Genomic DNA, 20,931 nt, shown 5'->3' on the forward strand with positions numbered 1-20,931 from the left:
GGCTGAAACCGGCGTTGTCGTACTTATAAGTATTATGAAGAGAGTTAGGCTATAGCTGCATTCCTAACCTTTTTCTCTTCATCGCGCAGTTCTCTGCGGAGAATTTTACCTACATTAGATTTAGGCAATTCATCCCGGAACTCAATGATCTTAGGTACTTTATACCCTGTCAGATAACGACGGCAATGCGTTTTAAGCTCATCCTCGGTCAAACTGGGATCTCTTCGAACCACAAACACTTTGACAGTTTCACCGGAACTTTCACTTGATATGCCAACTGCTGCTGACTCTAGCACTTTCGGGTGAGCTGATACAACATCTTCAACTTCATTAGGATATACATTGAAACCAGAAACCAAAATCATATCTTTTTTGCGGTCTACGATATGAATAAAACCCTGTTCATTAACATTAGCAATATCACCTGTCGCTACCCAGCCATCTTTCAACACTTCTTCTGTCGCATCATGGCGATTCCAGTAACCAACCATAACCTGTGGGCCACGGACCCACAATTCCCCCTGCTGACCTATCGGCATCTCATTACCGTCATCATCTACGAGTTTGATTTCAGTTGAAGATACTGGAAAACCAATACTGCCAGTGTAATGTTTCGAGTTATAAGGATTACAGGAAACTAATGGTGAACATTCTGTCAGGCCATAGCCTTCTAGCAGAGGCCTTCCTGTCACTTCTGCCCATTTCTCAGCAACCGCCTTCTGTACTGGCATACCACCGCCAACAACGAGACGTAATGAGGAGAAATCAAGCTTCCTAAATTCTTCATTATTCAACCAAGCGTTAAACAACGTATTCACCCCAGTGACAGAAGTGAACGGGTAGCGGCTCAACTCTTTAGCTGTACCGGCAATATCACGCGGGTTAGTGATCAGAAGATTGCATCCCCCTAGGTAAATAAGTAGCAAACAGTTTACCAATAATGCAAATATGTGATAGAGAGGCAACGCAGTGACTATCAGTTCCTGACCAGAATGCAGTAATGGTGAATAAACCGCTTTTGACTGTTCAAGATTTGCCAGAATATTACGGTGCGTCAACATAGCACCTTTAGCTACGCCAGTCGTGCCGCCAGTATATTGCAGAAAGGCCAAATCAGCGCCGTTAATATCCGGTTTTACATATTGCATACGATAGCCTTTGTGTATCGCACTACGGAATGAGATGGCATCAGGCAGATTATACTTCGGTACCAGTCGTTTGATATATTTCACAGCAAAATCAACCAACGTACCTTTAGGACGGGATAGCTGATCGCCCAGACGCGTCAAAATAACATGCTTAACTTTGGTATTAAAAACGATCTTTTCCAGTGTATGGGCAAAGTTGGACACAATCACAATAGCTGAAGTGCCGCTGTCATTAAGCTGATGTTCAAGTTCGCGTGGCGTATACATCGGGTTTACATTTACGACAACCATACCTGCACGCAGAACACCAAACAGTGCAACAGGATATTGCAACAAGTTTGGCATCATCAGTGCAACACGATCCCCTTTACTTAATCCCAAACCATTTTGCAAATAAGCAGCAAACGCCCGACTACGCTCTTCCAGCTTACGGAAGGTCATAACCTCACCCATGTTGATGTACGCAGGCTGATCTGCATAGTGCGCTACAGCATTTTCAAACATCTCAACCAATGATGCATAACGATCCGGGTCAATTTCCGCAGGGACATCCGCCGGATAGTGTTTTAGCCAGACTTTCTCCAAGGTAGTACTCCTGAAATTTCAATTGCTATGTTATCACTCGCCTAATAAATAACGCACGCTTTGTTTTAACAAATTATTAACTCAGCGTACCAGTGTAAAAAAGAAACATTGTTCAGGTTGAGATACACATCACTAATTTCATGTTAATCCTTACATACAAAAAACAAAGAGAACTGTGTCGTCTGTAAATTATTTTTTATAATCAGTATATTATTGCCATAGTTAACATTTAACTTAGTTGCTATTGATTATACATTGACCTACTTATTTTTCGTTTAAGATAGCATTTTTGGAATAGCATTTATTGCTTTCATCTATTCCAATACATTATTAAAAAACTAAGGATAATAAAATATGACTATAAACAACATAACGGTTAGAATGGGAAACCATGAAGATAGTACTGTTATTAACAATATAGAACTACAAGCTGCTTCTCTTTTTCCAGACGAATTACTGCCAAAAGCACTCTATGATAAAACCCTGTCCCTGTATGAAATTGAATCAGCCATCCAGGAACAACAGCTTTGGATCGCTGAAATTGATCAAAAACAGGTCGGATTTGCCCTAAAAAGAAATTACTGCGGGTTTAGGTGCAAGAATTGCGATGAAATTAACGTTAGAACCAAAGAAATAGTTACATGGATCACCGCCACATAAATGCGGCGGCTCCGACTAAGAAATAAAGTTACAATGTCACAAGCCACACATTAACAAAACAACAGCTCTCGGTATTGAAATGACCTTACTCAATCAAAATAGTCTCAACAGGTGCCAGGCCGGGATAATACCCATCCCATCCCCAACCTGAATAATAGGGATAACCGTAATAGTTCCATGGCCCTGGGCCAGAAGGCATTAATACCCGTTGAGCAATCCTCCAACGCTGATAACCCGTGACATTAATCACAACATAAGCGTAATCCGCCTTGCCAATTTTCCCCTTTTCTACGCCCATGACCGAGCCAACGACAGTAATGTAATTTCCTTTAAAGTCATTCGGATCAAGGAAATTATTAACATAAGCATAAATACGACCGATGGAAGGCTCATGCAATCTCGGACTGGCATCAGATGCTAATGGTAATGACGATATTTCCAGGCGGGTACGGTTATTTTCATTCACCACATCAAGCACCTTACCACCAAATCTCCCTTCCTGGCCGATAAACAGATCAGGCGTATTCTTAACAGAAAGCAGATCCTGAACTGGCGTTGGTGATGTTCCCTTGACCGAATCAGGAATAGTGATACAACCTGTAAGCATAACAACACCTAACAAAATTGCCGCTTTAAAACCAGTCCGGCAGTTTATTACTCTTAACATAACCACCTTCTCCTGAAAATTGGCCCAACAACGATGTTTGAAATAACCATATGTTTAAAATAATTATGTCTATTTGATACTTTCTTTTACTACAAGTTTCATCAACCGATACTTAACGACCCGGTAATTTTTTCCAAGTCACTTCATTACGCAAATAGATCGGTTCAGCATGTTCTACGGCTGTCATCTCACCGTTTTGCCACATCTGTACAGCCAGAGGTAACATATCTTCAGCATGAGGTAATATGATCCCGCTGTCAGTCAGCGTTAAGTGACTTTCCATCAACTGAGGATAAGCCTGCCAACCGGTTCCGGCGATCATCCACCCACCATTTAACGGAGCCATGATCGCCTGAACCTGTTCCGGTTTCAGCACAGCTTCCGTTTCACTCCCTTGCCATTCACCTTTCTGATCACAGGTATATTGTCCCCAGTAAACTTCGCCCATCCGGGCATCAATAGCAGTTAATACCTGAGTTACCCCTGTCAGACGAAAAACACCTTGAGCCATTGTATTAAGCGTTGAAACCCCAATAACCGGCAGTTCAGCCCCCAGAGCTAAACCCTGAGCAATACCAACACCAATACGTACACCGGTAAAACTACCTGGCCCACGGCCAAAAGCCAAAGCATCAAGTTGCTGTAAGCTGATACCCGATTCAGCCAAAACAGACTGAACCATAGGTAAAATACGTTGTGTGTGTTCACGTGGAGAAATTTCAAACTGTGCCAGAACGGCGCCATTATTCCAAAGAGCAACAGAACAGGCTTCCGTTGCAGTATCAATAGCCAGAATTCGTGTGGACATGCCTTAACCTCGGCAAGAAATATGATTCGAAATAAGGCGCTATCTTATCATAGCCTGGCCTGTTTTACCCAATTGGCAACCATAAGAAGGCTATTACTCCTTGCCACATGTACACACAGGGTAGCGGTGTCTTTATGAGTTATCAGACAGAAGAGAAGTAAATTTGCCTGTCCTCCATCACTTCTTAACGTAATTCTACTGCCTCAATATGGAACATCCTTAATTATCATACCACGACAATGAACTCGCCTGACCGGCTTCGGGACATACTCGCTGAATCACTAAAATGCTCCTTTGAAGGGCAATAAAATACTACATCGCTCCAGTTTCTCATTCGGGGAAAAAGTTTTATTCCGAGCAGATATGCCAAAGCAAAAACAGGCTCACTCTGCCCCTGAGTATCCCGCATGTAATATATCAGGTTGATAGACGGATTTGTTAAGTAATAAAGCATCAAGAATATAAACAGTCTCCCAGACTCCACAGGATATAAAATGACTGAATAATAGTTCAATAATACGAAGGTATACTCAAAACAGTACCCCCTCATTGAAGATTTGACTCGCTGGGTTTTGTGACTATAATCATATACCGACTTGGCGCGAAAGGCATTTAATGAAATTGCTCCTATTCATTGGGATAATAATGATTATTTAAAAAAATTAATTGAGCATAAGGAGTCTTCTTTTTTATCTCTTGTCCTTCTAAATGAGCTTAAAAAGGTTGGTTTTTTTGATAAAAATGTACCTCAGTTCAACTGTAATATTAGCAATAACTTTCACAATAGCATGCTTCTTACAGCAAATGAGGATGTCGGTCTATTTTGGCGGATTGGTAGTTTTATTACTGTTCCGATTATAAGTGCAGCTATGGACTATCAACACTCTGCCTACACTATTTTGCTTGGTGGTTTTTTCATTATCGTTCTTTTTATATCTATCATTAATATGAAAGTCCGGAGGTGAGTTATGATATCAGTGCAAAATTTTTTTCTAAAAGATAACCTTCTCTCTATTAAATCATTAGACTTAGACACTATAATGAATATCATAGAGCTGGCTCAGAATTTTAAAGTATCAAAACCTGATAAAAAAATAAAAAAAGAAATGAAGATATCCTTGTTGCTTCACTTTTTTTTCAGCCCAGTACAAGAACTCGCCTCAGCTTTGAAAGCGCAGCCAACCGTCTTGGTGCAAAAATTATAGGTTTTGCTGATGGTGAGTCAAGCCGTTCTGGTTCAAGCTGGAATGAAAAATTTACGGATACTGCACAAATGATCAATGCGTATGCCGATATTGCCGTTATGCGCCATGCCAAAGTTGAGCCTGTGCATAACTATTGTATAAAAAGCCGCCTTCCCGTTATAAATGCGGGAAATGGTGAAGGATTAAATGCAGAGCATCCAACGCAGGCTTTACTTGATATTTTTACCATTCATCAATCTTTCCCTCTTCATAAATCATTAACTTTATTATTATGCTGTCACCCATCTTCCCGATCAGCGCGCTCCCTTCTCTTTTGTATAGCCCTGTTTCACAATATAAAATTATTACTTTGCACTGAAGAAAATTGTAAGCTTTTACCAGAAGACGAAGCGTACCTTCGTCAAACTGGTGTCACCTACGAATATCTCCGTAACATAAAAGAGGGGTTGTATAGTGCGGATGTTATTTATATAGCGGGTTATAAAGAAACAGCAAATCATTTACCCGATTCCAATTTGATGCTCACTCCTGATCTACTTTCATACTTACATCCCCGCGCCATAATTATGCATCCTCTTCCGCGAGGTTATGAGCTTCCTTATGAGTTAGATAATTCAGTACATTGTGCTTATTTTTCTCAGGCTGAGAACGGAGTTTTTGTTAGAATGGCAATTCTTCAAGGTTACTTCAACGTTATTGGGGGACGGTAAGGATTCGTGCGTAAACAGGAAGGGGTTTGGTGGTAGTTGGTCAGGTGATGTTCACAGTGGCGGCGATGACTCAGGCAGCATTAGTGATGGCTGCAAGGGCAAGGGTACATGTAGAGGCTTGCAATCAATAATCCGAGCCTATTTACGATTTTGTGTAAACGCCTTTTCTCAGAAGTGACCGTCAAGGCGATCACCGAACTCAATGATAAAGCGGCTCATCGCCATCCGCCAGTCTTTCAGCGGCATCGTCCATATCTGCGATGCTGCCAGGATGGCCAGCCACACCACCTTTTTCACCGAGTCGTCTGACGGGAACACTTTGCGCTTTTTGATGGCATGCCGGATCACGCTGTTCAGCGATTCGATGGCGTTGGTGGTGTAGATCACCTTGCTGATGTCGAGAGCATAAAAAAACATGGGGCAATCATTTAAGTGCATCCCTCGGACAGCCGTTCTAAATGGCGAGCTAAAGGCACAATTTGAGCGTTGGTATCCCGGCATCAGAATTAATGAGCTAACCAGAGTAAGGTTGATGGTTCTACATTAGCTATAGCAGCATAAACACCAATGTGGTGCCCCACACAATTTCATGCTCTCATTGACAACCCCTATTTCGCTCAGTTCCTCCATCGTTTCGTGAATTGCAGCAAACGCATTACTACGATACTTTTTAATCATATTCAATCCCTCCGAAAAATGACCTTTTTCAATTAGTTTTAATTTGGTCTTTAATGGTTTTAATGACCATTATCATGGTCATTAAAAATGCAAGATATGGGAGAAAAATTCAATGGATGTTCTTAATGGCCTCTATGTGCTCAACTTATAAAAAGCAGAAGAATATCCCGAATGAATGTTAAATGCCTGCGATAACTTTTATCTCGACTTTGTATTTTGGGTTCATTAACTTAGCTGCAACTGTGCAGCGTACAGGTGCACTTCCTGCCACAACCCATGCATCCCAGGCGGCATTCATTCCGGCAAAGTCTTCTCCATCGGCCAGAAAAATAGTGGCATCGATAATTTTGCTTTTATCAGACCCGAGGCGTTGTAGCATGATATCAATCGCGGCCAGTGTATCTGCCGTCTGCTCAGTAATATCACCATCCAGATTCTCCGGTACGCTGGTGTAATAAATTGTCTTATTGTAAACCACCGCTTCAGACCAACGATCCTGTGAATCAATACGCTCAATTGTCATGGATACTCCTTAATGTTAACTGCCATATGCCTGATTTTGGGTGGTGATCAGAACACAGTATTGGCATAATCTCCATCCATTCTATTGAAAGAGACAGTTTGTGTCAGACGATTTTGCGAAAAATGGTTCCCTTGCCAAAGCAATAAAAGGTTTCAAACCCCGCGATGCTCAAAGAGAAATGGCAACTGCTATTGAGTGTGCGATTAAAAACCATCAACAATTGGTTGTAGAAGCAGGCACAGGAACAGGTAAGACATTTGCCTATCTGGCACCTGCATTGCGCTCTGGGCAAAAAGTGATTATTTCTACAGGTTCTAAGGCATTGCAGGATCAGCTTTATAATCGTGATTTGCCGACTGTCGCTGAAGCAATTAATTTCACCGGTAAACTGGCGCTGTTAAAGGGGCGTTCGAATTATCTTTGCCTGGAACGGCTGGAACAGAACTCTTTTGGTGGGGGACAGCTGGAAGCAGACATTCTGTCTGATATCGTCCGGTTGAGAAACTGGTCTTCACAAACTGAAGAGGGTGATATCAGCTCCTGTCATCAGATAGCGGAAGACAGCCAGGTTTGGCCGTTGGTCACCAGTACTAACGATAATTGCCTTGGCAGTGATTGTCCGCGCTATCAGGAGTGCTTTGTTTTGAAAGCGCGTCGCCGGGCAATGGATGCAGATGTTATTGTCGTCAACCATCATCTGTTTATGGCGGATATGGTCGTGAAAGAGACCGGATTTGGTGAGTTGATCCCACAAACGGAAGTGAAGATATTTGATGAAGCGCACCAGATCCCCGATATTGCCAGCCAATATTTTGGTCAGCAGTTAAGTAGTCGCCAGCTGATGGATCTCGCCAGAGACATTATTATGGCGTACCGCACGGAAGTGCGGGATCAAGCTCAGTTACAGAAGAGCGCGGATCGTCTGAGTCAAAGTACTCAGGATTTCCGGCTGGCATTGGGGAAGAATGGCTATCGGGGGAATTTGCGGGAGTTGTTGCAAAATCCGCAGGTGCAACGGGCGCTGGTATTTCTTGATGACGCACTTGAGCTTTGTTATGACGTGGTGAAATTGTCGCTGGGGCGTTCAGTTATGCTGGATGCGGCCTTTGAACGGGCGACAATTTACCGTAACCGTCTTAAGCGCCTGAAAGATGTGACTATCCCCGGTTACAGTTATTGGTTTGAAAGTTATGGTCGCCATTTTCTTTTGGCGTTAACACCTCTGTCTGTCTCCGACAAATTCAGCGAAATTATTAATGAGCAATCAGGTTGTTGGGTTTTCACGTCAGCTACATTATCCGTCAACGAACAGCTTTCACATTTCACCGAACGGCTTGGGCTAAAAGAAGCGAAAACTTTACTGTTGCCAAGTCCATTTGATTATCAACGTCAGACGCTGCTTTGTGTTCCTCGTCATTTACCGTCACCGAATCAGCCCGGTGGTGCAAAATGGCTGGCGAGAATGCTTAAGCCGCTGATTGAAACTAATAAAGGCCGTTGTTTCTTTTTATGCACGTCACACCAGATGATGCGCAGTTTGGCCGAAGAGTTCCGGGCCAGCATGACGTTACCGGTTTTGGTTCAGGGTGAAACCAGTAAAGGTCAGTTACTTTCTCAGTTTATTTCTGCCGGGAACGCGTTATTGGTGGCAACCAGCAGTTTTTGGGAGGGTGTGGATGTGCGGGGTGATGCGCTTTCCTGTGTCATTATCGATAAACTGCCTTTTACAGCGCCGGATGATCCGCTGTTAAAAGCCCGCATTGAAGATTGCCAGCTTAAAGGCGGTGATGCATTTAATGAAGTTCAGTTGCCAGATGCGGTTATTAGCCTGAAACAGGGTGTCGGGCGGCTTATTCGTGATGTTGATGATTATGGTGTGGTTGTGATTTGTGATAACCGACTGGTGATGCGTCCTTATGGCGAAGTATTTCTTAACAGTTTGCCGCCTTCACCACGCACCCGCGATTTAGCAAAAGCTGTTGCCTTTCTGCAAGCCCGGCAATCTCTGAAAAGCTCCGGTAGGAAAGATTAATTATATCTGCTGATTGAGCGAACAATTATGAAACTATGATTCTAGGGTTGTCTGATGGAAAATTAGCCAACCCAAATTCTCCCAAGAAGCAGCCATGCTACTCGGAGAACAAATCAAGCTAGGCAGAAAACAACTCGGTGGTCAGAAAAGAATTTGGCAGAACGTGCGGGTATATCCAGAACTACACTGCAAAAAATTGAAAAAGGAGATATGGGCTGTTTATGAGCCAGAATTACCATTAAAATCAGGTATTATTGTCCCACTGAGTGACCTAACAATACCTGGCTGTATCCGCAATGCATCATTTTTTATCTGTTGATTACGCTCGGTTAAGCAGAATATTCAACATACGGCGCAACGGTTCGGCTGCACCCCACAGCAGTTGATCACCGACGGTGAGGACAGAATAGATTGGTTCATCATTAAGTGACATTTTCTTATAACGGCCGACACCCACGCACAAAGAGCCACTGATAACGCTGGATAAATGGCCTTGGTGTAATCGCCGCCTTGACAGGTAATGATTATGTCCATTTCTGCCAACGCATTGACCGAATTGGCGTCTTTAAGTTGATAAGTAATGCCATCAATGACAGGACCAGCGGAACCGGCACTTGATGTACTATAAAAGTGCGGGGCAATACCTCGAAAATCATTTTCTTCCAGCATACGCTGCAACAAAACAGAGCCCACCATTCCCCGCCAACCGATTAAACCGACCTTTTTCATCTATATATATTTTACCTGTATGAATTTATAAAATTGTTAAGCATTTTGTTATACATCAGTGATAGATTAATGTCATTAAGGATTACAACTGTTTGATAAGTTATAGATAAATCTCCTCACCGACATAAAAGATGATTAACAACGCTAACCTCATCAGCAAATCATACAGGTGGCATCCGCTCGATGGGTGATATGTCCGCAAATGACATCGCTTAAACAAAGCTCAGATTATTATAAGTTAATCAATCAATTAGAATCCAAGTCACTCTTACGGCTACGCCATCTTAATCATCACCATCCCGAGCAACAACAAAACAATACCGCCCCAACCTTTACAATTCAGACGTTGATTAAACATAACCCAGCCGGCAGCAATCGTGGCGATAATGCCGAAAGCGCCCCACAAAGCATAAGCGATGGAAAGTTCGATTCCCTCCACTGCCTGGGCAAGCGCACTAAACGCCCCAAGAACAGCAACCAGTGAGAAAACCCCCATCCAATGGCGTCTGAAACCATCAGACAATTTCAATAAAATATTCGCTAAAATCTCCAACACGACAGCAAGAAACAGGAACGCAGCATGCCACCATTCAAATTGTTGCAACATGTTATGCCTCCTTAATTTTACTGTTTTTAGTTACGGCGGCATTGACAGCTTTATCTGCCATCTTTTTCACCGCCTCAGCCGATTTCTTAACTGCCACTTTTTTAGTCCCGGATTTAATCAACATAATCCCTGTCACCAGCAGAGCCAGACCGCCCACTTTCATCAACGACAGTGATTCATCAAACCACATCACACTAAAAACAGTAATAAACAGGATACCAATCCCTTCCCACAACGCATACGCAACACCCAGCGCAACTTTTTTCACCGCCATTGCCAGCAAAATATAGGATGTAGCGATCATAATGTACATCACTGCCATGCCCCCCATCCCACCTGAAACGCTGGCATGTTTCATCGATAAAGTACCGATAACTTCGGTGACGATTGCCATTGCAAGGAATAACCAGTAAATCATTTTCTTTCTCCTGAACACGCAAATACGCACGTCAAGACGCAAGCCAGTAAAAACACTGAACTCATCAGCAAATGAGATGAGAAATAAATAACCTGACGTTTTGACGAAATAGAAATGCCGGTTGAAAACCGGTTAACAGGAGTAAGACGCTATAACGCACCGCACCAGTAGTGCTCACTGGATAAAATGGCAGAAAGGAAAAGCATGTGGGTAGATCTTTGAAACCGGACGCTTTTGGCGCTGTTCATGATATCTCATTCTTTCATCGCACTGATATTCCGCACGATATACTAAGAATCCTCATAGTTATAGTGTTATTTAGCCTATTACTTCTACCATATAGAATAATAGAAAGCAACTGCTCAATTTTATTCTTTTCTTGACTGAAGGCACAAATAAGCGAAAAAATTGGGGTATTCTATATCTTGATGACACCAACCCAAGCCGCTCACAACGCAGCTTGGGCCTCAATATAAGGACTCTTACAATCCCACGCTCATTACCCGTTATTCAAACTCATTCCACGAGCGGCCATCACGGGTGATCATGGCAACAGAAGCAACCGGCCCCCATGTCCCCGCCTGATAAGGCTTAGGCGCATCATTATCCGCAGCCCATGCATTCATAATGGAATCAACCCACTTCCAGGCTTCTTCTACCTCATCACGACGAACAAACAGCGCCTGAATACCTCGCATTGCTTCCAGCAACAATCTCTCATAAGCATCCGCCAGCAGAATATGGTTGAACGTTTCAGAGAAACTCAGATCCAGTTTGGTTGTTTGCAAACGATGTTTATGCTCAAGCCCCGGTGCTTTGTTCAACACTTCAATATCAATACCTTCATCCGGTTGCAGACGAATCGTCAACTTGTTCTGCGGCAGTTGCTGATAGGATTCAGAGAACAGGTTCAACGCTGGTTTTTTAAAATAAACCACCACTTCAGAACATTTAGTTGGCAAACGTTTGCCGGTTCTCAGATAGAAAGGAACCCCAGCCCAACGCCAATCATCAATATCGACCCGGATAGAGACAAAAGTTTCTGTCCTACTGGATTGGTTCGCCCCCTCTTCCTCCAGATAACCTGGAACCTTATTCCCCTGAACAAAACCGGCAGTATATTGACCACGTACTGTTTTCTCCCTCACGTTGGTGTGATCAATACGGCGCAAGGAACGCAATACTTTCACTTTTTCATCACGGATATGGTCCGTAGTCAGATCTGCCGGAGGAGACATGGCAATCATCGTCAGGATTTGCAACAGATGATTCTGAATCATATCGCGCATCTGCCCGGCTTGATCAAAATAACCCCAACGGCCCTCAATACCGACTTCTTCCGCTACCGTAATTTGAACATGATCAATGGTCCGGTTATCCCAGTTATTCACAAACAATGAATTGGCGAAACGCAGTGCCAGCAAATTCAATACGGTTTCTTTACCCAGATAATGGTCAATACGATAGACCTGACACTCATTAAAATATTTGGCAACTTCATCATTAATGGCCCTGGATGATTCAAGATCGGTACCTAAAGGCTTTTCCATGACAACCCGGTTTGGCTCTTTATTCAGCCCCGCCAGCCCCAATCCGTGGCAGACAGAACCAAAAGTACTCGGTGGCATGGCAAAATAGTGGATTGCAGGCCGGTTATCTTGCTTAAGAATTTTTTTCAGTCTGGTGAAATCTTCCTTTTGGTTAACATCCAGATTGCAGAAATTCAGACGCGCGCTCAATGCCTTCCATAATTCTGGATCGAGTTTTTCCGGCAAAAATGTATTCAGAGCTTCTTCAACAACCTGGGTATAAGCTTTTTTATCCCAATCAGCCCGGCCAACACCAATAATCCGGGTTTCTGGGTGGATATAACCCGCTTTCTCAAGCTGATAAAGGGAGGGTAATAATTTCCGGCGAGCCAAATCCCCTTTAGCGCCAAAAATAACTAAATCACAAGCCTGAGCCGTAGAAGTAACCGCCATATGTATCTCCTCATTGCGGGATATTGTAATTTTGTTACAGCCTTAACCGATAATGTACCCTTTTGGCTATATCGCGTAAACAGCTATAGCAAATAACCCTCGCCTTCATGTTAGCGACCTGTACCACCGCAGCTAAACTAGTGATAGTTTTATGTAATTTTCCAACTTACATGAAATATAGTTACCAATATGAAAATTAGACACTTGTCATACTTTTATGAAAAATATTGGATTATTGTGACTTCCCGCTGCCAGCTTCAATTTATTGCTAGTAATATATTTTCATAAAACTTACATAGATTTCTCCTCTGAATGAAATCGCTAAAATCACAGGTCACTGCGTTTTATGAATACACTGGAACGAGTCCAAAACAGTATTGAATACTTGAGCAAGTCAGAAAAAAAAGTGGCGCAAATAATCCTGGCTTCACCACAAACTGCCATTCATTCCAGTATCGCAACACTGGCAAAAATGGCGGAAGTCAGTGAACCCACCGTTAACCGTTTTTGCCGCCGTCTGGATACCAAAGGTTTTCCTGACTTCAAACTCCACCTGGCCCAAAGCCTTGCCAATGGCACGCCTTATGTAAACCGTAATGTTGAAGAGAGCGATACAGTCAGTGCCTATACCAATAAGATCTTTGAATCGGCCATGGCGACGCTGGACACGGTAAAAAACAATTTGGACATCGCAGCCGTTAACCGAGCTGTCGATTTATTGACTCAGGCGCGGAAAATTTCATTTTTTGGTTTAGGGGCTTCTGCCGCCGTTGCTCATGACGCGATGAATAAATTCTTCCGATTCAACATTCCGGTTATCTATTTTGACGATATCGTAATGCAGCGAATGAGCTGTATTAACAGTGCCGAAGGTGATGTGGTCGTGCTGATATCCCATACTGGCAGAACCAAAAGCCTGGTTGAAGCGGCGCAGCTTGCGCGGGAAAATGACGCGGCAGTCATCGCCATTACCTCTCACAATTCCCCTCTCGCCCGCGAAGCAACCCTGGCGATACTTCTGGATGCACCGGAAGATACGGACATTTACATGCCAATGGTATCAAGAATTGCCCAATTAACCGTCATAGATGTTCTGGCTACCGGTTTTACCCTGCGCCGTGGCGCAAAGTTTAGAGATAACTTAAAAAGAGTTAAAGAAGCGCTGCGAGATTCACGTTTTGATAAAATTGACTTTCCCCCAATCTGAAAGCCCTATAGCTATTGAATAAATCGCAAAAATTGGACTGAGCTCACCTCAAGTGAGCTACTATTTTTGAAACGTTGTTTAATACGATCACCTAAAAGAGAAATTATAAAGTCATGGGAGGAAAAATGTATATCACCGGGTTAATCTAATAAAATAATAATCACCCTGAAAAAAGCACCAAAATGAATAGTGTGAGAAATAATTTTCAAATATTTATCCGGCCACCCAGCCTCAGGATCTTCATTACCAACAATTATATAAAAAAAGTTATCCTTCTAAGTGATAAGGATATTTTATCCTATTTTCCCTAGACTAAACTATCATTGACATAAGTCGCAAAAATCATCTTAAAAATAATTTAACCAATTGATTATAAATCAATATTATTTAATTCCAGGAGAGCATATGAGTCCGAAAAATGATTTTAAAGCTTTTTCCATTAGTGATAACGCTAATGTAATTAACCAAGAAAAATATGAAGAAAATCAAAATATAAAGACAGGATTTCCGACAGAAAATATTACTACTCAATTGCTAAATAAGGTATTACGTCAATCATCAACAATATCATCTGTCATAGCTGATTTTATCGCGACACAATCTGGCAATGATGTGCTGGATGATGGTGATATAGCTAAACTCACGACCCAATTAGATGAAGCATTAAAACAAAAAATCACAACAGAAGTTCCGAACGCCTCATTAACACGAAAAGGCGTTATTCAACTCACAGAAAAAACAGGCGATAGTAATACACTGGCAGCCACTCAGAAACTTGTTTCTGATGTAAACGATAATGCTAATAACCGACTAGAAAAAAACCAAAACGGCGCAGACATTCCTGATAAAAATGCATTTTTGAAAAATCTCGGCTTAATAGAAACCATTATTAACACACAATATCCTGTAGGAATTGTGGTTTGGTTTGCCCAAAATAAAAACCCAAATGAGCTATTTCCGGGCACTAAATGGGAATATATCGGTGAAAATAAAACCGTTCGATTAGCCAAAGCCGATGGTGCCGATATTTTATCAACCGGTGGTAATGATTCGGTAAATCTGACGACGGCACAAATACCAGCGCACAATCATACATTTTTTGGGACAACGAGCACATTTGATTATGGCACCAAAACCACCAGTATCGCCGGAGATCACTATCATGATAGCGGTTGGGGTGAAGCTTTCGGTGGGCGTTATGGCTATTATGACAACACTAGAAACAATACAGGGTCAAGCTCTATAGATTCAGACAATTACAAATTCAACACCAGCACTAATGGCGCCCATTCTCATATTGTATCAATAGGATCACATAACCATACAATTTCAGGTAATACGGGAGACACGGGCGCCAATGCTGCGATTTCAATTACAAATTCATATGTCAAATTGATGGGATGGTATCGAAAAGCATAAGGCCACTGCATCCTCCTGAACGTTGACAAACCTCACGTAAATAGCTGTCTCTTGATCACAAATCTAACTTAAGAGACAGCTCACATAGTGGAATTTATCCTTCATCATTGAAAATACCGCTTACCGCTTTTCAATACCAAAACCCTTCAAGACCATTAGATTGTTGATAAACCGGGAACAAATCATGATAGGATAGAAACGCGGCAATAAATATCCCCGCCATAGAAGGGCTAGCTGATTCGCCAGGGCATAGTGATTGTGTAAAACGTTCCCCCTGTAGTTCCCCTACAGAGACAACTGTCAGCACAAGCACTACAGCGAAAAGTATCGGTATAAGCTGATACGGGTCACAAAAAGCCCTACGATAGTCGCTTGCGACTTTGCGGTGGGCATACTAACAGGTCAACGGAGTAATGCATGTCTAGACGGCTCAGAAGAACTAAGATTGTTACTACACTTGGTCCGGCTACCGACCGCGATAATAACCTTGAAAAGATTATTACTGCGGGTGCAAACGTAGTCCGCCTCAACTTTTCCCACGGCACCGCAGAAGATCACATCCAGCGTGCCAATAAAGTCCGCGAGATCGCCGCCCGCCTGGGGCGTCATGTCGCTATTCTTGGCGATCTTCAGGGACCTAAAATCCGCGTATCAACGTTTAAAGAGGGCAAAATTTTCCTGAATATCGGAGATAAATTTCTGCTTGATGCCAACCTTAGTAAAGGCGAAGGCGATAAGGAGAAAGTCGGTATTGATTACAAAGGATTACCCGCTGATGTTGTCCCGGGCGATATTCTCCTACTGGATGATGGCCGTGTTCAACTGAAAGTATTAGCAGTTCAGGGAATGAAAGTATTTACGGAAGTGACCGTGGGTGGCCCGCTATCCAACAATAAGGGTATCAACAAACTGGGCGGGGGTTTATCCGCTGAAGCCCTGACCGAAAAAGATAAAGAAGACATTATCACTGCCGCTAGAATCGGTGTTGATTACCTCGCTGTTTCTTTTCCCCGCACCGGTGAAGATCTCAATTATGCCCGCCGTCTGGCGCGGGATGCCGGTTGCGAAACACAGATCGTGGCAAAAGTTGAACGTGCAGAAGCCGTTAGCAGTGATGAAATCATTGATGAAATCATTCTGGCTTCCGATGTCGTGATGGTTGCCCGTGGTGACCTCGGCGTAGAAATCGGTGATCCGGAACTGGTTGGTGTGCAGAAAAAATTGATCCGCCGCGCCCGCCAACTGAATCGTGTAGTGATTACCGCAACACAGATGATGGAATCCATGATCACCAACCCAATGCCGACCCGTGCAGAAGTTATGGACGTGGCAAACGCGGTTCTTGACGGTACTGACGCGGTGATGCTCTCCGCTGAAACCGCAGCGGGCCAATACCCTGCCGAAACCGTTGCCGCGATGGCGCGGGTCTGTCTGGGAGCGGAAAAGATGCCAGGGCTCAGTGTATCCAAACATCGGCTAGACACGACTTTCGACAGTACCGAAGAGGCGATTGCCATGTCCACCATGTACGCGGCAAACCATCTAAACGGTGTTAAAGCAATTATCGCAATGACCGAATCAGGCCGCACTACACGAATAATGTCCCGCATCAGTTCTGGTCTGCCTATTTTCTCTATGTCCCGCCATGAGAAAACCCTGAACCAGACAGCACTTTACCGGGGCGTTACACCGGTTTATTGCAGCAGTCATACTGACGGCATCACAGCAGCGAATGAAGCCGTTAACCGCCTGCGAGATAAAGGTTATCTAATATCCGGCGACCTTGTTCTGGTGACTCAGGGCGACCAAATGGGAACCATTGGCAGTACTAACACCTGCCGTATTCTTGAAGTGGAATAAAAACTCACTACATTTTAGCGTCGGGCTTTCGGGGAGGACACAGATTAAATCGGGAAGACTGGCGCACTTCGCTTATCCAATACAACCGACGGTAAAAAAGTTTTTACCGTCTCAGATTGTTGACAAAATGCTGTTTTTTATCCGTCATTCTGTTTTCAATACAATATTAAACTTAGAGTAAATATCTTCACCCTAAATAATATAAATAATAATAATTTAAGTAGATTCTCATTAGCTAAAAATTAATCTCCATCAAAGCGCTACCTGTCTGATATATCTAAAAATCCAGTTTATATCTTCTGAGTTACATCATAAAAGGCAGAAAATTATATTGACAATCATTCAACATAACATTAGTAATTAGGCGTTGATATCAGCATTTTCCATGTGGAAATACCAAATTTCCCGATGATATACTTTTATTAGAAGGAAATAATGAGCTAACTAATTAATCATCTATACCTTATAGATTTCAAGATGCATCGCGACGGCAAGGGAGCGAATCCCCGGGAGCATAGCGAACTATGTGACCGGGGTGAGCGAGCGCAGCCAACAAAGAGGTAACTTGAAAGATAACCGGTATAAGAAATAAAGTGGAGATTATCATGCATAATACCTTAAATGAAACCGTTAAAACTCAAGAAGCACTCAATTCTCTTGCTGCATCATTCAAAGAGACTGAACTCTCAATTACTGATAAAGCACTAAACGAATTAAGCAATAAACCTAAGATCCCTGAGATCACGGCCTGGAACTGGTCAAAAAGCTTCCAGGAAATTTAAAGCTTATCCCATCAGGTTATTTTATTTTCCTGAAAAAACAATGTCCATTGGGATAAACAATCAAGTTGTTCAGTTAAAATAAATAATTTTTTGAACCTTAATCATAGGGTAATCCTATGTATTATCCGGGATTACCCTAAATACTTTCATAAAGTAAATATAAAAATTTGAATAATACAGATAAGTTTTTTTAACCTGAATGGAAGGTTTGTATTTTATCATTAAACACAACCACCTTTTACCACTAATATTATTGGATTTTTTCATTTCAAGATGAAAATATAATAGATTTCAGTAACTAAAAAGGGTAAAAATACGATAAAAAATCAATATTGGCAGAAAAAAACATTTTCGTTGGATCTTCATATATGTTATGTAGAATACTCAGAGGCAAGGGTTAAAAAATCCATACCCAAAAATTAATTTAAAAATTCGCCCCGCTAATAGCCAGCCTGTCCCAGCAGGTGTTACTGATGCAGGCAAATAAAATAGCCCTAATAGGATGGGCTTTAAGTAAGGAACGGTAGCCATAAATGAATGCTATTAACATCTCAGAATCCATGAAACGTTTCAATATATTGGTATCGATACTCTCAGTATCAATAGCAATATTAGCAATTTATTTACTTTCTACTGCCTTCTATTCAGATGCTCGAGTTGATAACTATTATCAAGATAATGGCAACATTTACCGGGTGGAAACCACCTTTAATTTGCCCAATGGAGAAAAAGTGAGATCGGCAAAATCGCCATTGCCACTCATAGACGAGCTAGAAAAAGATAAAAGGATAAATCGTGCAGACTACTTTTTCAAACTTAACACGACGATTGAGTTACAAGGAAAAAAGATCACCAAAGTTCCCGTGTTTGCAGTCAGTCATCAATTCCTGAATACCCTGTCTCCCTTTAAGAAAATCGATAATATCTTGGGAGCAAATGAGATTTACATCACAAAAAAGTTCAATAATCGCTATCTCGGCCTGGAAAATCCCAAAGGAAAATCTATTGTTCTGGATAACGAAACCTATATCATCAAGGATATCGTAGAAAAACGTCATGATTCGAGTCTTAATATGAATGCTATTATTTCATTTAAGCCAACACTTATCAAAAACTACAATAAAGAAATATTCAATTGGTATGATACACATGCTTATATTTTTATAAAATTCTCTGATGAAAAACCAATATCCAATCGCGATGCGCTTCTTAATCATATTATTGCAACCAAAGCCCCCAATCTTCCAGGCGCTCCATTTACTGCCAGTGAATTTATTCACCTATCATTAAAAAAATTAAAAGATATTCATTACCAAGATGGATTGCCTGATGAAATTTCTATTGGTTTATCAAAGGAGATAATTTATAGCTCATATATCGCGTTCGCATTTATCTTATTTTCCGCATTAACCAACTATTATAATTTAACTTCTGCTGATTCAGCAGAAAAAAGGGATATTTATCAGTTAAAGAAAGCGCTAGGCGCTTCAACTTTCAATATTATTTGCGATTCACTGCCGGCCATGCTGATCAAAATAATCCTTTCCACCCTTATCTTTTTGTTACTTATCATAACTATATTCAATGTCTCTCTCTATATAAATAATATATTTACCCTATTAGAAGCAGACAGTTTAATATATCTAGGGATATTTTCAGTTGTTATTTCCTTTATCTTTATTTCATCAATACATTTTTCATTCTCATTACGTTTTTATATTTATCAAAGAAACAGAAAAATGGATATGAGATATGAATCAACCCTTGCCTCTTGGTTTAGGAAATCATCATTGGCTATTCAATTACTTGTTTCCGGAATATCTATTTATTTAGTCACCGGATTAACCAATCAATATATTCACCTTGTTGATTTACATACTCCATATGATAATGCCAAGACAATATCAATAGCAATTAATAACGATAATAATAAAAAATCAACTATTGATGAATTAAGCTATGAGTTTATCAGAAAATACAATACTTCAAAAATAACCCTCAGTAATTGGCGACCATTTGATATGTCAAGAGAAAATATCACTATTAATTATTCCGGCCAACAAAACAGGAATAACTATATCTCTTCAAATGTTATTACTGCGGATGAAAATTTCACTGATGTGTGGAGAATGAAGATATTAGCCGGTGGTGATAAACGAGTATATCAGAGTGATAATGCTGATGTAGTCCATGCATTAGTGACAAAAGAATTTTTAAAACAGAATGGAATTCTCAAATATGATGATATTTTTAACAACTACTATTGGTACACAATGGAGGATAAAAAGATCCAAATCAGATTTATTCAGATTATAGATGATTTCAATTTAGGTGCTGTAGATGAACCATTCAGGCCAATAGTTGTTTTCATCAAAAAAGATCATGGAAAATATGCTTCGCTGAATTTAAACAATATGAAAAACCTTTCTCCGGTACTTAATGAACTATCAAAACAGGGTTTTGATAATAATGAAATTGATTTAACCAGTCACTTATTTAACTCTTATTATGATAATTATTTAAAAGTAATAAAATTATCATCTGCCGTCGCTATTTTCTCGGTTCTATTATTAGTCATCGCCTGCTTTACTACCAGCATGACTGACTTTAACGCGATGAAAAGGGAATTAAGTATAATGGAATCTATTGGTGGTTCTATTTACACCAATCTCATTCACTTTTTATCGAAAAGTGTCATCCCGATAATCGCATCAATTTTCGTGGCATATATATCAGGAAGAACTATTTTAGTTTATCTGCTTGATGAATATAGTGTGATTTACACCGATTCTTTTGTATACAGTGCTATCGCCCTATCTGCTACAATGATATTCACCGTTATTATAATGATGACTACCTATTTGGTGAATTATAGAAAATTATCCGCCACTAAATTTTTGTGAGATTAATT

At 41.3% G+C, this 20,931-nt stretch carries 20 protein-coding genes and 2 pseudogenes; 11 read left to right on the top strand and 11 right to left on the bottom strand.

All coding sequences use genetic code 11. The annotated features are described in order from the left end of the window. Nucleotides 1-44 precede the first annotated feature (44 nt). Entirely contained in the window at nucleotides 45-1,733 is a 1,689-nt protein-coding gene (gene fadD / locus PTE_RS13675; RefSeq protein ID WP_036847457.1) for a long-chain-fatty-acid--CoA ligase FadD, read from the bottom strand. A gap of 354 nt (nucleotides 1,734-2,087) precedes the next feature. On the opposite strand from fadD, the gene PTE_RS13680 reads away from it, so the two are divergent. Further along, a complete protein-coding gene (locus PTE_RS13680) occupies nucleotides 2,088-2,393 on the top strand; it encodes a hypothetical protein (RefSeq protein WP_036847460.1) in 306 nt (101 codons plus the stop codon). Nucleotides 2,394-2,478: 85 nt separating this feature from the next. Here the strand turns inward: PTE_RS13680 and PTE_RS13685 are convergent, their stop codons facing one another. The 3 genes and pseudogenes from PTE_RS13685 to PTE_RS26550 form a co-directional block, all read right to left on the bottom strand. Then, nucleotides 2,479-3,060, bottom strand: coding sequence for a Slp family lipoprotein (locus PTE_RS13685; protein ID WP_036847462.1), 582 nt, complete (start codon nucleotides 3,058-3,060; stop codon nucleotides 2,479-2,481). 112 nt (nucleotides 3,061-3,172) lie between these two features. After that, the gene (gene tsaB, locus PTE_RS13690; RefSeq protein WP_036847464.1) at nucleotides 3,173-3,868 is read right to left on the bottom strand and encodes a tRNA (adenosine(37)-N6)-threonylcarbamoyltransferase complex dimerization subunit type 1 TsaB; all 696 of its coding nucleotides are present in this window, start codon (nucleotides 3,866-3,868) and stop codon (nucleotides 3,173-3,175) included. Between the two features lie 289 nt (nucleotides 3,869-4,157). Further along, nucleotides 4,158-4,374: pseudogene (locus tag PTE_RS26550) on the bottom strand (Tn3 family transposase); the annotation flags it as partial. Between the two features lie 90 nt (nucleotides 4,375-4,464). On the opposite strand from PTE_RS26550, the gene PTE_RS13695 reads away from it, so the two are divergent. Genes PTE_RS13695 through PTE_RS13705 form a run of 3 tightly spaced genes read left to right on the top strand, consistent with a single transcriptional unit; the run spans nucleotide 4,465 to nucleotide 5,783 of the window. Next, nucleotides 4,465-4,833, top strand: a complete 369-nt coding sequence (locus PTE_RS13695; protein ID WP_036847467.1) for a hypothetical protein — start codon at nucleotides 4,465-4,467, stop codon at nucleotides 4,831-4,833. A gap of 3 nt (nucleotides 4,834-4,836) precedes the next feature. Beyond that, on the top strand, nucleotides 4,837-5,073 hold the full coding sequence (locus PTE_RS13700) for a hypothetical protein (RefSeq protein WP_036847470.1): 237 nt from the start codon (nucleotides 4,837-4,839) through the stop codon (nucleotides 5,071-5,073). Continuing rightward, nucleotides 4,983-5,783 carry an aspartate/ornithine carbamoyltransferase family protein gene (locus PTE_RS13705; RefSeq protein ID WP_245219057.1) on the top strand — a complete coding sequence of 267 codons (801 nt, stop codon included), beginning with the start codon at nucleotides 4,983-4,985 and terminating at the stop codon, nucleotides 5,781-5,783. The genes PTE_RS13700 and PTE_RS13705 overlap by 91 nt, the downstream gene beginning before the upstream one ends. Nucleotides 5,784-5,951: 168 nt before the next feature. Here the strand turns inward: PTE_RS13705 and PTE_RS13710 are convergent. From PTE_RS13710 to PTE_RS13715, 3 genes and pseudogenes are all read right to left on the bottom strand, one after another. Continuing rightward, nucleotides 5,952-6,191 (bottom strand): annotated as a pseudogene (locus PTE_RS13710) (transposase); the annotation flags it as partial. A 135-nt stretch (nucleotides 6,192-6,326) separates the two neighbouring features. Further along, entirely contained in the window at nucleotides 6,327-6,461 is a 135-nt protein-coding gene (locus tag PTE_RS26855; RefSeq protein ID WP_269149737.1) for a hypothetical protein, read from the bottom strand. Nucleotides 6,462-6,639: 178 nt separating this feature from the next. Continuing rightward, nucleotides 6,640-6,984 carry a RidA family protein gene (locus PTE_RS13715; RefSeq protein WP_036847475.1) on the bottom strand — a complete coding sequence of 115 codons (345 nt, stop codon included), beginning with the start codon at nucleotides 6,982-6,984 and terminating at the stop codon, nucleotides 6,640-6,642. Between the two features lie 100 nt (nucleotides 6,985-7,084). On the opposite strand from PTE_RS13715, the gene yoaA reads away from it, so the two are divergent. Both yoaA and PTE_RS27290 read left to right on the top strand, forming a co-directional pair. Then, nucleotides 7,085-9,016: a DNA repair helicase YoaA gene (gene yoaA / locus PTE_RS13720; RefSeq protein ID WP_036847477.1), complete on the top strand. Its 1,932-nt coding sequence runs from the start codon at nucleotides 7,085-7,087 to the stop codon at nucleotides 9,014-9,016. Between the two features lie 153 nt (nucleotides 9,017-9,169). Further along, nucleotides 9,170-9,241 (top strand): hypothetical protein, encoded by a 72-nt coding sequence (locus PTE_RS27290; RefSeq protein WP_071992993.1) that lies wholly within the window; start codon nucleotides 9,170-9,172, stop codon nucleotides 9,239-9,241. A gap of 117 nt (nucleotides 9,242-9,358) precedes the next feature. Here PTE_RS27290 and PTE_RS13730 read toward each other — a convergent pair whose 3' ends face one another. The 4 genes from PTE_RS13730 to zwf all read right to left on the bottom strand — a co-directional run bounded on the left by PTE_RS13730 (nucleotide 9,359) and on the right by zwf (nucleotide 12,752). Further along, nucleotides 9,359-9,745, bottom strand: coding sequence for an aspartate-semialdehyde dehydrogenase family protein (locus tag PTE_RS13730; RefSeq protein ID WP_036847480.1), 387 nt, complete (start codon nucleotides 9,743-9,745; stop codon nucleotides 9,359-9,361). A gap of 274 nt (nucleotides 9,746-10,019) precedes the next feature. Beyond that, nucleotides 10,020-10,352, bottom strand: a complete 333-nt coding sequence (mdtI, locus tag PTE_RS13735; protein WP_036847482.1) for a multidrug/spermidine efflux SMR transporter subunit MdtI — start codon at nucleotides 10,350-10,352, stop codon at nucleotides 10,020-10,022. Between the two features lies 1 nt (nucleotide 10,353). Next, nucleotides 10,354-10,770 carry a multidrug/spermidine efflux SMR transporter subunit MdtJ gene (mdtJ, locus tag PTE_RS13740; RefSeq protein ID WP_036847484.1) on the bottom strand — a complete coding sequence of 139 codons (417 nt, stop codon included), beginning with the start codon at nucleotides 10,768-10,770 and terminating at the stop codon, nucleotides 10,354-10,356. Between the two features lie 506 nt (nucleotides 10,771-11,276). Continuing rightward, a complete protein-coding gene (gene zwf, locus PTE_RS13745; protein ID WP_036847487.1) occupies nucleotides 11,277-12,752 on the bottom strand; it encodes a glucose-6-phosphate dehydrogenase in 1,476 nt (491 codons plus the stop codon). Nucleotides 12,753-13,098: 346 nt separating this feature from the next. On the opposite strand from zwf, the gene PTE_RS13750 reads away from it, so the two are divergent. The 5 genes from PTE_RS13750 (at nucleotide 13,099) to darB (ending at nucleotide 20,923) form a co-directional block, all read left to right on the top strand. Further along, a complete protein-coding gene (locus PTE_RS13750; RefSeq protein WP_036847490.1) occupies nucleotides 13,099-13,959 on the top strand; it encodes a MurR/RpiR family transcriptional regulator in 861 nt (286 codons plus the stop codon). A gap of 405 nt (nucleotides 13,960-14,364) precedes the next feature. After that, nucleotides 14,365-15,378, top strand: coding sequence for a tail fiber protein (locus PTE_RS13755; protein ID WP_036847492.1), 1,014 nt, complete (start codon nucleotides 14,365-14,367; stop codon nucleotides 15,376-15,378). A 417-nt stretch (nucleotides 15,379-15,795) separates the two neighbouring features. Beyond that, a complete protein-coding gene (gene pyk, locus PTE_RS13760) occupies nucleotides 15,796-17,238 on the top strand; it encodes a pyruvate kinase (RefSeq protein WP_036847495.1) in 1,443 nt (480 codons plus the stop codon). Between the two features lie 605 nt (nucleotides 17,239-17,843). After that, nucleotides 17,844-18,020, top strand: a complete 177-nt coding sequence (gene darA-a / locus PTE_RS25760; RefSeq protein ID WP_152962143.1) for a peptide antibiotic darobactin A — start codon at nucleotides 17,844-17,846, stop codon at nucleotides 18,018-18,020. A 533-nt stretch (nucleotides 18,021-18,553) separates the two neighbouring features. Beyond that, nucleotides 18,554-20,923 (top strand): darobactin export ABC transporter permease subunit, encoded by a 2,370-nt coding sequence (gene darB / locus PTE_RS13765; RefSeq protein WP_036847498.1) that lies wholly within the window; start codon nucleotides 18,554-18,556, stop codon nucleotides 20,921-20,923. Nucleotides 20,924-20,931: the final 8 nt, after the last annotated feature.

This window comes from Photorhabdus khanii NC19, assembly GCF_000517265.1.
Taxonomy (GTDB): Bacteria; Pseudomonadota; Gammaproteobacteria; order Enterobacterales; family Enterobacteriaceae; genus Photorhabdus; species Photorhabdus khanii.